Here is a 14,707-nt window from a genome sequence, read left to right as displayed (position 1 = left end):
TCAGACAAACGAAAAAAAAGGCTTGGTAAAAACCAAGCCTTTTCAGAAAATTATTCAATTAGTACTGTTGATTGCGCAGAGCGTTAATACGCTTGTCTAGTGGTGGGTGGCTCATTAGTAGCTCTGTCAAAGACTGCTTACCGTTGATACCAAACGCCATCATAGTGCCATCTAACTTCGACTCTTGGCTCATTTTCAAGCGCTCAAGAGCAGCAATCATTTTTTCTTTGCCGACCAGACTAGCGGCACCAGCGTCTGCATGGAACTCACGATGACGGCTGTACCACATGGTGATGAAGCTTGCTAAGAAACCAAACACCAGTTCCAGTACCATAGAGACACCAAAGTACACCATCATGTTTGAACCTTGACCCTCTTCCTCATCGTTAGACGCCACCATGTTGGCGATAAAACGTGACAAGAAGATAACAAACGTGTTCACAACACCTTGCATCAGTGTCATCGTAACCATGTCACCATTAGCAATGTGACTCACTTCGTGCGCCAATACAGCTTCAGCTTCATCGCGAGTCATGTTATGTAGTAGACCCGTAGAAACTGCAACCAATGAGTCATCACGCTTTGCACCTGTTGCGAAGGCATTGATATCTGGTGAATCATAAATTGCCACCGTTGGCATGCCGATCCCCGCTTGCTGAGCCTGACGACCTACTGTCTCCAGTAGCCAGTGCTCTGTTTCGTTACGTGGGCTTTCGATAACCATACCGCCAACCGAACGCAGTGCCATGCCTTTTGACATCATTAACGAAATCAGTGCACCACCAAAACCAAAGACCGCAGCCATAACCAGCAAACCAGACAAACTGCCCGGCTGCATTCCCGTTGTAGCGTAAACAATATTCAGAACAACACTAAGAACTAGCACAACGGCTAGGTTAGTTGCCAGGAATAACATAACTCGCTTCATTACTTTTCTCCGAGGAAGCTTATTGTTGTAAAAGCCGATCCCATTTGGTTTCGTGCTCCGTTGCGTTATAGATATAGTCTATCGCTGTTAAAAACAAGGTTAAGCAATAAATTGCAACATTTGTTTTCTCAACTGAAATAAATCGTAAATTTTTATAGCCTAAAAACAGTATTTTAGACCAGGTTTAGACTTTGGTCTTATTGTTCGATTGTTTCAGCGTGCTAAATTCAGGTCAGATGAACAAAAACAGAGCAAACTCTAAAGGCTTTCCAAAGCCGAGTAGCTCCAAATCCATGTCTTGAGGGAAAAATCATGGTAGAAACGAACGACTATCAAATGGCTATCGATTTACTACGTTGTCACCTAGGTATCTCAGAGGACGAGGCAAAGCAACAACTTGGTATTTCGACTGATGATCATATGGCTAATCGTATTGCAGAAACGCAACACGCATTGATGGGTCTCGGTAACGAAAAATAAACCTGAATTAGGTTTTCGAATTCGAATAATGGAAAGGGCTGCGCAATGCAGCCCTTTCGTTTTTCTGTGTTAGCGTTCAAGCAAAGGGTCGATGTTAATGTATTTGCCGAGTTCTTTGCGCTTAGCACTAGGAACATAAGGGATCTCACCTAATTTGGGTGCACCTAAGCGAGATTCCAGCATCTCGATGATGTCCGCATAGTGCTCCGTTCCCGGGTTCACGCGATTTGCTACCCACCCAACAAGGTTCAAACCATCGGCTCGAATTGCCTCTGCGGTTAAAAATGCGTGGCTCAAACAACCCAGTTTAATACCAACAACCAAAACAACTGGAAGCTGCTCTTGTTTAACCCAAGTAGAAAGATTGTCTGTATCCGAAACCGGGACTCGCCATCCCCCCGCACCTTCAACCAAAACCACGTCAGCCTGAGATTTATGCTGAGCCAGTTTTCCACTTAAAACGTCGTATTTAATTTCAACATCTTCATGTTTCGCGGCGATATGCGGCGAAGTTGGAAGCTCCAGTGCGTACGGGTTTATATCATCGTAAGCCACTTCTAGTGTCGCTGCTTTTTGTAAATGCAACGCATCTGAGTTGCGCCAACCTTGCTCTGTCTTTTCGCTTCCTGCTGCCACTGGCTTATAACCAATGGTGTTTAACCCTTTTGCCGCTAACGCTTGCAGAATGGCTTTAGACGCTACCGTTTTTCCTACATCAGTATCCGTACCAGCAATAAAAAAAGCATCAATCATAGATGTATTACTCCAAAACAAACCTGATAACTTGCAGGTAAAAGGCCTTTATCGTTTTTGAATTCTTGGTACGCACGTTCTACGTGTAAAAGTTTGCGGCGGCTTGTCAGCGCAGGAGAGCGCCCACTAACATGGGTTGCTCCGATACCTTTAAGGTCTCGCATAACAGAAAACGCAGAGTCGTACCAAACTGTGATGGAGGTCAAGTCTAGATGATGGTCATTGCAGTGAGCTTGCGCCAACGCAATTTTTACCTGATTGATCGTTATAAAGTTATTGACGTGTTGATATGCATCAATTTTTTTCCATGATTCACGTAGCTCATAGAGAGAACCATCAACCAGAGTAGAGAAAAAGCCAGCGCCCCCGTCCTTGAGAACTCGGCGTACTTCGCGTAACGGATAGCTTAAATCACGACACCACTGCAGAGCCAAACTCGAAAAGACAAAATCAAAGTGATGATCATCAAAAGGCAAGTTTTCTGCGTCGGCTAAAACATAGCGTGCTCTCGCATCGCCGCATCGTTGATGGGCCTTGTTTAACATCTCTTGAGAGATATCCACACAAACCACTTCGGCACCACGTTGCTGGAGTAACTCAGAGAAGTAACCCGTCCCACAACCTAGATCTAATACGCGCTTCCCTGATAAATCTTCTGGAAGCCTTTCTAATAACCGATGCCCTACATCGCGTTGAAACGCCGCATGTGCATCATACGTATTGGCGGCTTTACTGAATGAAGTAGCGATAGCACTCTTATCTAGACTTTCAAGAGCCAGATCTCTCTGTTCTGCTTGATTCATTACCGCGCTCCTAGTGCTTGTTCAAGTACGTGAGATAATGTTTTGATTTGATCTTTGGTGTGATTCGCCGTCAAGGTGATACGCAACCGGGACGTCCCTGCTGGAACCGTCGGCGGTCGGATCGCCGTAACCCAGAAACCGTGCTGGCGACATGAGTCTGCGACACTTAACGCTTTCTCTGCATCACCGATAACAAAAGGTTTAATCGGTGTCAGTGTTTCAATAAAGCCGCTCATATCGTGTAAGCATTCCTGATAGTAAGCACTTAACTCCGCCAACTTCTCTCTCCGCCAACCTTGCTCCTGAACGATGGAAACCGCATGAGTTAACGCATACGCTTGTGCAGGAGGCATGGCTGTCGAATAGACGTGATGGCGCGCGAACTGTGTCAGGAAGTCACCTGTCACGCGGTCACACAAAATGGCAGCACCGGAAACGCCAAACGCCTTGCCAAATGTGACTACGAGTATATCTGGCTTGATATTGGCCTTCTCACACGAACCACCACCAGTATCGCCCAACACACCAATGCCATGAGCGTCATCCACTGCCAGCCAGGCATCATTTTCTTGAGTAATCTGGGCAAGCGCCGCGAGAGGTGAGCAATCACCATCCATACTAAAAACGCCTTCCGTCACCACTAAATGATTACATTCGGTATTGATTAGCGAACTGAGATGTTCGAGGTCATTATGTTTAAAGCGTTTCATTTTAGCGGGAGACAACGCACCGGCTTCCATTAAAGACGCGTGATTAAGCCGGTCTTGCAATAAGACATCTGACTTTTCCAACAGAGTAAACAGCAATGCTTGATTGGCGCTGAAGCCCGAGCCAAACAATATTGCGCGCTCATAACCCAACCACTCCGTCAGTGCGGCTTCTAGATTACTGTGCGCAGCGCTAAACCCTGTCACCATAGGTGAAGCTCCGCTGCCACTGCCGTAAACACTTAGCCCCTGCTGCCAAGCCCGAACCAAAGATTGATCATTGGCCAAACCAAGGTAATCATTACTCGAGAAGTTGATATAGCGTTTGCCCGCGTGTTCCAGAACAGACTGGTTACCGGCAAACACTAAGTTCATTGAGCGATCCAGCCCCTGCTCTTTTCGTTGAGAGAGTGCTGATTCGATACGAGATTTAAACGCTGGCATCGTAGAAAAGGTCGTCTTTAGTCGGACGAGCGGCAACACGTTCTACCACACGATCAAGCAATTCGTTCTCTTCAATTTCATCCGGCTTTTGCGAGACTTGCTGGCTGTTTATGCCTAACTTATCAAACAGCATCATATCTTTGTCTTCAGAAGGGTTTGGCGTTGTAAGTAGCTTACAACCGTAGAAAACAGAGTTCGCACCAGCCATGAAACACAACGCTTGCATCTGCTCATTCATGTTTTCGCGTCCCGCAGACAAGCGAACCGCAGATTGAGGCATCATGATTCGTGCGATAGCAATGAGACGAATAAAATCAAATGGTTCAACGTCTTCGACTTTTTCAAGCGGTGTGCCTTTCACTTTAACCAGCATGTTGATTGGTACACTTTCTGGATGAGTCGGCAGATTAGCAAGTTCTACTAATAAACCAGCACGGTCGTTGGCACTTTCGCCCATACCAATGATGCCGCCCGAACAAATTTTCATGCCCGCATCACGAACATGAGATAGCGTATCCAGACGATCCTGATAAGTGCGAGTTGTGATGATATTGCCGTAAAACTCAGGTGACGTATCGAGGTTGTGGTTGTAGTAATCCAAGCCCGCGTCGGCGAGTTGATTCGCTTGCTCTGGCGTCAACATACCCAACGTCATACAGGTTTCTAAACCCATACCTTTCACGCCTTTGATCATATCCGTCAGGTGTGGCATGTCGCGTTCTTTCGGGTTTTTCCACGCAGCGCCCATACAGAAACGGGTAGAGCCAGCATTTTTCGCTTTTTGCGCCGCATCGAGGACACGTTCCACTTCCATTAGACGCTCTTTTTCAATGTCTGTGGTGTATCTCGCGCTTTGAGGACAGTACTTACAGTCTTCTGGGCATGCACCCGTCTTGATTGATAGCAATGTGCTAACTTGAACATGATTGGTTTGCTGATATTGACGGTGAACAAGCTGTGCTTCGAACAGAAGATCCATAAATGGTTTTTCCATTAGCTCTTGTACTTCTGCATGCGTCCAGTTATGACGTACTTCCACGTGTATTCCTTAGATTACTTTTTTTGTTGTGTTGACAGTCTACTTAGTCTCGATAAACTGTCAACACAATCGCAAAATCAAAAGTTTACAACCGGTTATTTTTTAACCTTTACAATATTGGAATTACACATGGATCTTGCCTTCGATCGCCAACATATCTGGCATCCCTACACTTCTACGCTGACTCCTCTGACCTGCTATCCGGTTGTTTCAGCTGATGGGGTCTACATTAATCTGGAAGACGGCACCCAATTAGTTGATGGCATGTCGTCTTGGTGGTCAACGATTCATGGCTATAATCATCCGCATCTGAACCAAGCGGCGCATCAGCAAATTGATCAGGTTTCTCATGTTATGTTTGGTGGTATTACTCACCAACCCGCTATCAGTTTGTGTAAGAAGCTGCTCTCCCTCGCACCTGACAATCTCGAACACGTTTTTCTTGCCGATTCAGGCTCGGTCGCTGTAGAGGTAAGCCTCAAAATGGCGTTGCAATATTGGCATGCAAAAGGCGAACGCAGACCTAAATTCCTTACCTTAAAACACGGTTACCATGGTGACACGTTTGCCGCAATGTCTGTCACTGACCCCGACAACTCGATGCACTCGCTATACAAAGGCTTTCTGCCAGAACATATCTTCGCGGACTCTCCGACATGTGGTTATTGGGATGAATGGAACCCGGACGACTTGTCGGATTTCGCACACAAGATAGAACAGCATCACCAAGAACTTGCCGCTGTGATCCTTGAGCCAATCGTACAAGGTGCCGGGGGGATGCGTATTTATCATCCTGAGTTCCTTAAAGGTGTCAGAGCACTCTGTGATAAATATGAACTTCTATTGATTGCTGATGAGATTGCGACAGGATTTGGACGCACTGGAAAGCTTTTCGCATGTCAGCATGCCGATATTCAGCCAGACATCCTTTGTGTTGGTAAAGCATTAACTGGTGGCTATATGACGTTATCGGCCACCCTTGCGACCAAACATGTCGCCGATACGGTTTGCGGTGGCGAAGCGGGTTGCTTTATGCATGGGCCCACTTTCATGGGTAACCCGCTCGCTTGTGCGGTAGCGACCGCGAGTTTAGAGCTTATCGAGCAAGGAGACTGGCAGCAACAGACTCAGCAAATTGAAACGCTTTTTTCTGAGTTGTTACCCAAGCTAGAACAATATGATGTGGTGAAAAATACACGTTGGCTTGGTGCAATAGGCGTTGTGGAAACTCATCGTCCCGTTAACATGGAAACGATTCAGGCACTGTTTGTTGAGCAGGGTGTGTGGATTCGTCCGTTTGGCAAACTCATTTACATGATGCCACCATTTATCAGCGAGCCAGTACACATTGAAAGGTTGGTAAACGCGATTGAAACAGCGCTTCAACGTGAAGACTGTTTTTTATAACAACAACTTTTTATAACAGCAACGCCCACTGATTTTGGTTTTTAGATATTAAAAAACCCAGCTCAAAAGCTGGGTTTTTGTATTTATTCAGTTTACTTATTAACCGATGTGCGTTGCGCCGCCCATGTACTTCTGAAGTGCAGTTGGGATTGCAATACGGCCGTCTGCTTCTTGGTTGTTTTCAAGGATAGCAACCATTGTACGACCTACTGCTAGGCCAGAACCGTTTAGCGTGTGCACAAGCTCAGGTTTCTTCTCGCCTTTACGACGGAAACGCGCTTGCATACGGCGAGCCTGGAAGTCCCACATGTTAGAACATGAAGAGATTTCACGGTAAGTTTCTTGCGCAGGTACCCACACTTCTAGGTCGTAAGTCTTACGAGCACCGAAGCCCATGTCACCTGTACACAGAACGACTTTACGGTAAGGAAGCTCTAGAAGTTGCAGAACTTTCTCAGCATGACCTGTTAGCTCTTCAAGTGCATCCATTGAGTCTTCTGGCTTAGTGATTTGTACAAGTTCAACTTTGTCGAACTGGTGCATACGGATAAGACCACGAGTATCACGACCGTAAGAACCTGCTTCTGAACGGAAACATGGCGTGTGCGCTGTCATCTTAAGCGGTAGATCCGCTTCGTCAGAGATCGTGTCACGTACCATGTTAGTTACTGGTACTTCAGCCGTTGGGATAAGTGACAGTCTACGCGGTTCTTCGTCGTTCACTTTCTCTTCAAGCGGTTCTGTATGGAAAAGGTCTTTACCAAATTTAGGTAGCTGACCTGTACCAAATAGGCTGTCAGAATTCACTAGGTACGGTACGTACATTTCTGTGTAGCCGTGTTCTTCGGTGTGAAGATCTAGCATGAACTGAGCGATTGCACGGTGTAGGCGCGCGAATTGACCTTTCATTACGATAAAGCGTGCACCGGTAATTTTAGTCGCGCTCGCGAAATCAAGACCGTCGCCCATTTCACCTAGGTCAACGTGATCTTTCAGTTCGAAATCGTAAGTTTTTGGCTCGCCCCAACGAGAGATTTCTACGTTGTCTTCTTCATCTTTACCGTCTGGCACATCGTCAGCTGGCAGGTTTGGAACAGAAAGCGTGATTTCCTCTAGTTGAGACATCACTTGCTCAAGTTCAACTTTCTTCGCATCAAGATCGCTACCTAGTGTACCGATTTGTTTCTTGATCTCTTCTGCGCCTTCTTTGTCACCAGCTGCCATTTTTTGGCCGATTTGCTTGGAGATGGAGTTACGCGTGGATTGTAAATTTTCAACTTCTACTTGAATGGACTTACGTTGTTCTTCAAGGTTACGGATAGTCTCGACGTCTAGCTTAAAGCCACGACGCGCCAGTTTAGCAGCTGTTTCATCCAGCTCAGTTCGAAGTAATTTAGAATCCAGCATTGTTAATCCTATGCTTTTGTAGTTGTGAAATCGCGCACCAACATCTTGCTAGTACGCTATAAAAATTTACCGAATAAATGTATCCAAAAATGCCTACTTTTCATAGCGCTTTTGTGGGCTATTTGCGTCTAAAGTAGCCAAGTAATCTAACTTTTCGCCGATTTTGGTCTCTAGACCTCGATTTGTCGGCTCATAGTACTTACGATCATCCATTTCCGGTGGCAGATATCGCTCACCCGCTGCATACGCACCTGGCTCATCGTGAGCATACCGATATTCAGCGCCGTACCCCATGTCTTTCATCAAACTTGTTGGTGCATTACGCAAATGATGAGGGACTTCGTACTCGGGTAAGTTATGCGCATCTGAAAGCGCTTGTTTCCACGCCACATAGACCGCATTACTCTTAGGTGCACACGCAAGGTACACGATCGCCTGAGCAATCGCACGTTCGCCTTCTGCCGGACCAACACGCGTAAAACAGTCCCATGCAGAGAGCGCTACTTGCATAGCTCGAGGATCCGCATTTCCGATATCCTCGGAAGCAATCGCGAGTAATCGACGTGCAATGTATAAAGGATCACAACCTGCAGCGATCATTCTCGCAGCCCAGTACAGTGCTGCATCTGGGTTAGATCCGCGAATTGATTTATGTACCGCAGAAATCAAGTCGTACCAAATGTCGCCTTTGTTATCAAAACGAGAGACTTTTTCCCCTGCGACTTCGGCCAGTAGCTTAAGTGTGATCTCTTTGTCACCTTGTGCATTGTCTTCGGCCATATCGTAGAGCAACTCAAGGTAATTAAGCGACATGCGAGCGTCACCGTTAACCAGTTCTGATAAGCGATCGAGCACGTTATCAGCAAAGTGGGCAGGTATCTTACCCAGGCCACGCTCTTTATCGTGAATTGCTTGATTGAGCGCCTGTGCAATCTCGTCTTTATTCAGTGAGGTCAGTTTGTAAACTCGCGCCCGAGACAATAATGCGTTGTTGAGTTCGAAAGACGGGTTTTCTGTGGTTGCACCGATAAAAGTAACCGTACCATCTTCAATATGCGGAAGGAAAGCGTCTTGCTGAGACTTGTTAAACCGGTGTACCTCATCCACGAACAATATCGTGCGGCGACCCGTCATTTTATTTTCTCGTGCTTTCTCAATCGCAGCACGTATTTCTTTCACGCCAGACGTCACTGCAGAAACACGCTCCACCTCTGCATTCGCGTAATTCGCTGCGACTTCTGCCAACGTTGTTTTACCGGTACCCGGAGGGCCCCACAAAATCATTGAGTGAATATTTCCGGCTTCCAATGCACGACGTAAAGGTTTCCCCGGACCTAAAATATGCTGCTGTCCGATATACTGTTCGACCGTTTGCGGCCTCATACGCGCAGCAAGGGGACGAAAATCTTCGTCCCCCGAGAAATCTAGTGTGTAATTCGTCACTACCCGTTAATTCCTTTGGTCATCCACTTCCACTCCTTTTGGAATCGTGAATGTGAATCGGTTGGCTTTTGGTTTTCCTAGCTTCACGTTACTGAATTTGAACAGACCTCTTTGACCATCTTGTTCAATCACATTGAAGCCTTTTACGATACCTTTTGCATCGATATTAATCTGGAAACGACCTTGCGTTGAATCGACTGCAGTCGGGATCAGTGTGAACTCGTTACCTTTTTGAGAGACTTTGTAATTATCCCAATCACTTGCGCGATTACGAGTCAAAAGCACAAATGGTGTTTGTTCTGCCGCTTGTTCTTGCCAGTAAATGCTCACTTGTTCGATAAATGGGCTGTAATACCAAAGCGTTTTACCATCAGACACCAACAAGTTTTCGTCTGGGAATGTCGTGCTCCAACGGAACAAACTCGGACGGGCAATCTCAACGGTCCCTTCCCCTTCCATCACCGTTTCCCCTTCAGGACTGATGACTTGCTGAGAAAAGTCGGCACTGAAGCCTTCGTTAATTGATAAACGCTTGCTTAACTCTGCTTTTGGGGATGCGGCATACGCGGTTGAGAATATAGAGAAGCTTAAAACAAGCGCGGAGATGAGTTTCGCTGAAAATCGTTGTTTCATTCAAATACCTATCACTATGGTCGAAAAGACCGAATTTTACTCACCTCTTTGGACTGAGGTGAGTAAGACAAGTTCATTAATCTTTTGGCGGCGCAGGCGCGAGAACTTCGCGGTTGCCATTGTGGCCCGGTGCGCTGACGATACCTTGAGCTTCCAGCTGCTCAACGATTCGAGCCGCTCGGTTATAACCGATCTTGAAGCGACGCTGCACACCGGAAACTGAACCACGACGTGACTGAACGACGTGCTCAACCACTTGATCGAACAACGGGTCTACATCTTCATCAGATTCCATCTGTTCGCCCGGGAGCAAACTTTCCGGACTCTGATCGCCGCTGATAATCTCATCGATGTAGTTTGGTTTGCCGCGAGCTTTCCAGTTATTCACGACAGCATGAACATCGTCATCTGAAGCAAATGCACCGTGTACACGTATGGTATGGCTCGAGCCCGGCGGCAAGTAAAGCATGTCACCCATACCCAGTAGTGATTCAGCACCACCTTGGTCTAGGATCGTACGCGAGTCCGTCTTGGTTGATACAGTAAATGCCACACGCGTTGGGATGTTCGCTTTAATCAGACCGGTAATAACATCAACTGATGGTCGCTGAGTCGCAAGAATCAGGTGAATACCCGCTGCACGTGCTTTCTGTGCCAAGCGTGCAATCAGTTCTTCGACTTTTTTACCGACGACCATCATCAGGTCAGCAAACTCATCCACGACAACAACGATGTATGGCAGTTTCTCTAACAGCGGTGGCTCAGTGTCCATGCTGTCGCCTTCTTGCCAGAATGGGTCATGAATTGGGTGACCCGCTTCCGCAGCCATCTTCAGTTTTTCGTTGAAGCCTTTAACGTTACGAACGCCTAGCGTTGACATCAGCTTGTAACGACGTTCCATTTCGCCAACACACCAACGTAGGGCATTAGAGGCGTCTTTCATGTCTGTTACCACTTCAGAGAGCAGATGTGGTATGCCCTCGTAAATGGAAAGCTCCAACATTTTCGGGTCGATCATGATAAAACGCAGATCTTCCGGAGACGCTTTGTACAGCATACTCAGGATCATAACGTTCACGCCCACCGACTTACCCGAACCAGTAGTACCAGCCACCAGCACATGAGGCATTTTAGCAATGTCGGCAATAACCGCTTCGCCAGCGATGTCCTGACCGAGCACGACCGTTGTCGGAGATTTAGCCTGCTCAAATTGAGGGCTGTTGATAACGTCGGAAAGGTATACGGTCTGACGACTCATGTTTGGCAGTTCCAAGCCAACATAAGGTTTTCCCGGAATCACTTCAACAACACGTACTGCCATTGCAGACAGAGCACGCGCCAAGTCCATTGAAAGGCCGGAAATACGACTTACTTTTACACCCGGTGCCAAATCTAGCTCAAATCGGGTAATAACCGGACCAGGATAAATACCTACGACGTCTGCCTTAATTTTGTAGTCCGCCAGCTTGCTTTCAACTAACCGAGCGACCTGCTCTAGCGCGTCACGATCAATAAAGTTTTCGCGTTTTTCCGGATGATAAAGAAGCTCTAGAGTTGGTAATGGCTCTTCTGGCACAGGCAGATTTTCTTCTTGTTTCATCAAGAATGGGTTTTGTGTTGCTGCCACTTTAGCTTGAGCACCAGCTACCATGTTCTGGAATGCAGCCACATCTTGATCGCCCTCAGCAACCTCTTCTACTTCGACCACAGGAGCAGGCTCAAATGTCTCACGTGGTGACGGTTCAGACCTTACAAACGGCTCGCTTGATTGCGTTATTGAAGTCTCTGATTGAGGAACAACTGTCGGCTCTGGTTGAGCAGCAACGTACTCGTCTTCATCTTCGTCATCAACCACATCAAAGTTCGAAATCGTTGGTTCAATATGCTCGCCGGGTTCTGTCTGCTCAGAAATGTTATCCAAAGAGGCGGGATCTATCACTGGCTCTTCAAATGGTACTGAATCAACGTTAGCCTGCTGTGCTTGCTCCGCTGCGAACTGAGCATACTCTGCGTAGTCCGGTTCACTTTGGAATGATGTTGTATCAGTCTCTTCATGTTCAGCAGGGCGTTGTGGCTCTGAATAATTCTGTTGTGTCGAAGTTAGCGTTTGTTCTGGTTGCTCTTCCATCGCCCAATCGTCAGCCTGATGAGCAGCCGCTTCCAGCTCTTCAATCGTGACATTCAGCTGTTTAGTGCGTTCCACTGATGGATCAACATGACTCGCGCTGAATGCCTGTGTTTGAGGTTCTGGTTTGGAATACGCCATTGCCGGCTTTTCTGCTGCAACCGAAACAGGTTTTACCGAATCCGCCACCGGTTTTGACACTCGCGGTTCCGGCTGAGTTTGCGGCATATAAATAGGATATTCGTGCGGCGCTTCTTTAGGCTCTTCGACATCATATGCGGTCAAGTGAGGAAGTGGTTCTTCTTCCTGTTCGACCTCAGCGCGTCTTGTGGTGACTTTATCTTCAATAAACTCATCAAGTTGAGGTTCCAGTGTCTCCTGCTCTGAGCCTCTGAGTTTGTTAGCAATACCATTGACTAACCCTAGGGAGCGATCGCCTAACCATTCGACAATGTTTAACCAAGATATTCCGGTAAACAGAGTAAAGCCCGCGCCCCACAAGAACAGCAGAACTAACGTGGTCCCCAAAATATTGAGTGTAGGTAATGCCAGGCTGGAGAGTACGTCGCCTACAACGCCACCCGATGAAAAATACCAGATATCATCGAAATTAATATCGGCCAAGCCACAACTGGTCATAATTAGAACTACAAGACCAAGTAGTCTTGTGCCCCAAAGCATAAGATCGATTGGCTCGTCTTCGCCGCGCTTACGACAAAGCACCCATGCCGCCGCCGCCAATAAGAAAGGCAGAGGGTAAGCCAATGAGCCAAACGTGAAAAATAGAGTATCGGCTAGCCAAGCGCCAAACAGGCCACCCGCATTATCGATCTCCCCTCCCCAAGCAGTTTGGGACCAGGAAGGATCAGCCGGGCTAAAGGTAAATAACGCTACAGCAAGCAATACCGAGCTAAGAACGCCCACAATAAAGCAGCACTCTTTCAAGCGTTGGAAGCCATTTAAGCGTGAAGACTGAGGCTCTTCACTTGTTTTGATGATGGTTTCGACTTTCTTTGCGTTCTCTTTGAACATAAATCAACTTGAATATGGAAATGAATTAGGAATTTGCAAAACATTCCGAGCGGCATAAAGCCGCTCGGTAAATTGATTTAACCATATCAAAGAGAAAAACCCAATTACTCAATGCCGAAAGCGGAAGCATATACCGCTTTCTTTGCAAGAAATTAACGAGTTTTAATCACAAGCTGGTTAGATTGTTTCACTTCTTCCATAACAACGTATGTACGAGTGTCGTTTACACCAGGTAAACGTAGAAGCGTATCGCCAAGTAGTCGACGGTAAGCACCCATATCTGATACACGAGTTTTAAGAAGATAGTCAAAGTCACCTGATACTAGATGACATTCTTGGATATCATCCAGTTTTTGAACCGCAGAGTTAAACTGCTCGAACACATCTGGTGCGCCACGGTTTAACGTAATTTCAACGAACACTAAAAGTGAAGCGTCCAAAAACTGCGGATTCAGTAACGCAGTATACCCTGTAATGTACCCCTGACGTTCTAATCGACGTACACGCTCCAAACACGGAGTTGGCGAAAGACCAACACGCTTTGAAAGTTCTACGTTCGAAATACGACCGTCTTTCTGCAATTCATTAAGAATGTTGCGGTCGATACGGTCTAGTTCCTTGGACGGCTTTTTATAGTTGTCTGCCATTTTTTATTCCACCTTATTACTTCCTTGCAAAAAAATATACTACAACTTTTTAATATTTGGTGCCAAATATTACAAATCTATAACTATACTAGCTATTAATTCGATAATAACACCCTACAAATAGTTAAAATAACCATTATAGAAAGAGGATACAGGATGATCATTGGCGTACCTAAGGAAATCAAAAACCACGAATATCGTGTCGGTATGATCCCAGCAAGCGTGAGAGAGTTAATCTCACATGGTCACCAAGTTTTAGTTGAGACCAACGCAGGTGCCGGCATTGGTTTTACAGACGATGATTACATCGCTGTCGGCGCATCCATTCTCCCTCATGCTGCAGACGTTTTCGCGCAAGCAGACATGATAGTAAAAGTTAAAGAACCCCAAGCAGTCGAGAGAGCAATGCTCCGCGAAGGGCAAATTTTATTTACTTATTTACACCTAGCACCAGATTTTCCACAAACTGATGAGCTAATCAAGAGCAAAGCTGTCTGTATAGCCTATGAGACTGTAACAGATAATATGGGTCGTTTGCCACTGTTAGCACCAATGTCTGAAGTAGCAGGTCGGATGTCTATTCAAGCAGGTGCACAAACGCTAGAAAAATCACACGGTGGTCGTGGTTTACTGCTTGGCGGCGTACCTGGTGTTGAACCTGCGAAAGTGGTCATTGTGGGCGGCGGTGTCGTTGGCGCAAACGCAGCTCGCATGGCTGTGGGCCTTCGTGCAGACGTCACTATTCTTGATCGTAATGTCGATACTCTGCGTAAACTGGACGAAGAATTCCAAGGCCGCGCTAAAGTCGTTTATTCTACAGAAGACGCGATTGAGAAGCATGTTGTAGAAGCTGACCTAG

At 46.5% G+C, this 14,707-nt stretch carries 13 protein-coding genes; 3 read left to right on the top strand and 10 right to left on the bottom strand.

The window, feature by feature from the left end; translation table 11 throughout:
- Positions 1 to 58: 58 nt before the first annotated feature.
- On the bottom strand, positions 59 to 928 hold the full coding sequence (gene htpX / locus L9Q40_RS02890) for a protease HtpX (protein ID WP_014231468.1): 870 nt from the start codon (positions 926 to 928) through the stop codon (positions 59 to 61).
- Between the two features lie 312 nt (positions 929 to 1,240).
- Here htpX and L9Q40_RS02885 point away from each other — a divergent pair, with 312 nt between their 5' ends.
- A complete protein-coding gene (locus L9Q40_RS02885; RefSeq protein WP_014231467.1) occupies positions 1,241 to 1,408 on the top strand; it encodes a hypothetical protein in 168 nt (55 codons plus the stop codon).
- Between the two features lie 69 nt (positions 1,409 to 1,477).
- On the opposite strand, the gene bioD is transcribed toward L9Q40_RS02885, so the two are convergent.
- Genes bioD through bioB form a run of 4 tightly spaced genes read right to left on the bottom strand, consistent with a single transcriptional unit; the run spans position 1,478 to position 5,154 of the window.
- Positions 1,478 to 2,161 (bottom strand): dethiobiotin synthase, encoded by a 684-nt coding sequence (gene bioD / locus L9Q40_RS02880; protein ID WP_498791916.1) that lies wholly within the window; start codon positions 2,159 to 2,161, stop codon positions 1,478 to 1,480.
- Entirely contained in the window at positions 2,158 to 2,964 is an 807-nt protein-coding gene (bioC, locus tag L9Q40_RS02875; protein WP_014231465.1) for a malonyl-ACP O-methyltransferase BioC, read from the bottom strand. Before bioC ends, bioD begins: the two co-directional genes overlap by 4 nt.
- A complete protein-coding gene (gene bioF / locus L9Q40_RS02870) occupies positions 2,964 to 4,115 on the bottom strand; it encodes an 8-amino-7-oxononanoate synthase (RefSeq protein ID WP_440879091.1) in 1,152 nt (383 codons plus the stop codon). Before bioF ends, bioC begins: the two co-directional genes overlap by 1 nt.
- Positions 4,102 to 5,154: a biotin synthase BioB gene (gene bioB, locus L9Q40_RS02865; protein WP_014231463.1), complete on the bottom strand. Its 1,053-nt coding sequence runs from the start codon at positions 5,152 to 5,154 to the stop codon at positions 4,102 to 4,104. The genes bioF and bioB overlap by 14 nt, the downstream gene beginning before the upstream one ends.
- 129 nt (positions 5,155 to 5,283) lie before the next feature.
- Here bioB and bioA point away from each other — a divergent pair, with 129 nt between their 5' ends.
- Positions 5,284 to 6,561, top strand: coding sequence for an adenosylmethionine--8-amino-7-oxononanoate transaminase (gene bioA / locus L9Q40_RS02860; protein WP_498791912.1), 1,278 nt, complete (start codon positions 5,284 to 5,286; stop codon positions 6,559 to 6,561).
- Positions 6,562 to 6,660: 99 nt separating this feature from the next.
- Here bioA and serS read toward each other — a convergent pair whose 3' ends face one another.
- The 5 genes from serS to lrp form a co-directional block, all read right to left on the bottom strand.
- The gene (gene serS / locus L9Q40_RS02855; protein WP_014231461.1) at positions 6,661 to 7,968 is read right to left on the bottom strand and encodes a serine--tRNA ligase; all 1,308 of its coding nucleotides are present in this window, start codon (positions 7,966 to 7,968) and stop codon (positions 6,661 to 6,663) included.
- 93 nt (positions 7,969 to 8,061) lie between these two features.
- On the bottom strand, positions 8,062 to 9,411 hold the full coding sequence (locus tag L9Q40_RS02850; protein ID WP_065302181.1) for a replication-associated recombination protein A: 1,350 nt from the start codon (positions 9,409 to 9,411) through the stop codon (positions 8,062 to 8,064).
- A 6-nt stretch (positions 9,412 to 9,417) separates the two neighbouring features.
- Entirely contained in the window at positions 9,418 to 10,044 is a 627-nt protein-coding gene (gene lolA, locus L9Q40_RS02845; protein WP_014231459.1) for an outer membrane lipoprotein periplasmic chaperone LolA, read from the bottom strand.
- Positions 10,045 to 10,120: 76 nt separating this feature from the next.
- Positions 10,121 to 13,201, bottom strand: coding sequence for a DNA translocase FtsK (locus tag L9Q40_RS02840; protein ID WP_498791907.1), 3,081 nt, complete (start codon positions 13,199 to 13,201; stop codon positions 10,121 to 10,123).
- Between the two features lie 152 nt (positions 13,202 to 13,353).
- Complete coding sequence (lrp, locus tag L9Q40_RS02835) at positions 13,354 to 13,848, bottom strand: leucine-responsive transcriptional regulator Lrp (protein WP_005378234.1); 495 nt, start codon at positions 13,846 to 13,848, stop codon at positions 13,354 to 13,356.
- Positions 13,849 to 14,004: 156 nt separating this feature from the next.
- Here lrp and L9Q40_RS02830 point away from each other — a divergent pair.
- On the top strand, positions 14,005 to 14,707 hold a 703-nt coding region (locus L9Q40_RS02830), incomplete at its 3' end, for an alanine dehydrogenase (protein WP_498791903.1).

This window comes from Allocatenococcus thiocycli (genome assembly GCF_921292965.1).
Taxonomy (GTDB): Bacteria; Pseudomonadota; Gammaproteobacteria; order Enterobacterales; family Vibrionaceae; genus Vibrio; species Vibrio natriegens.
Note: the sequence above shows the minus strand (reverse complement) of the source record. Positions and strands in the feature narration are given on the sequence as shown.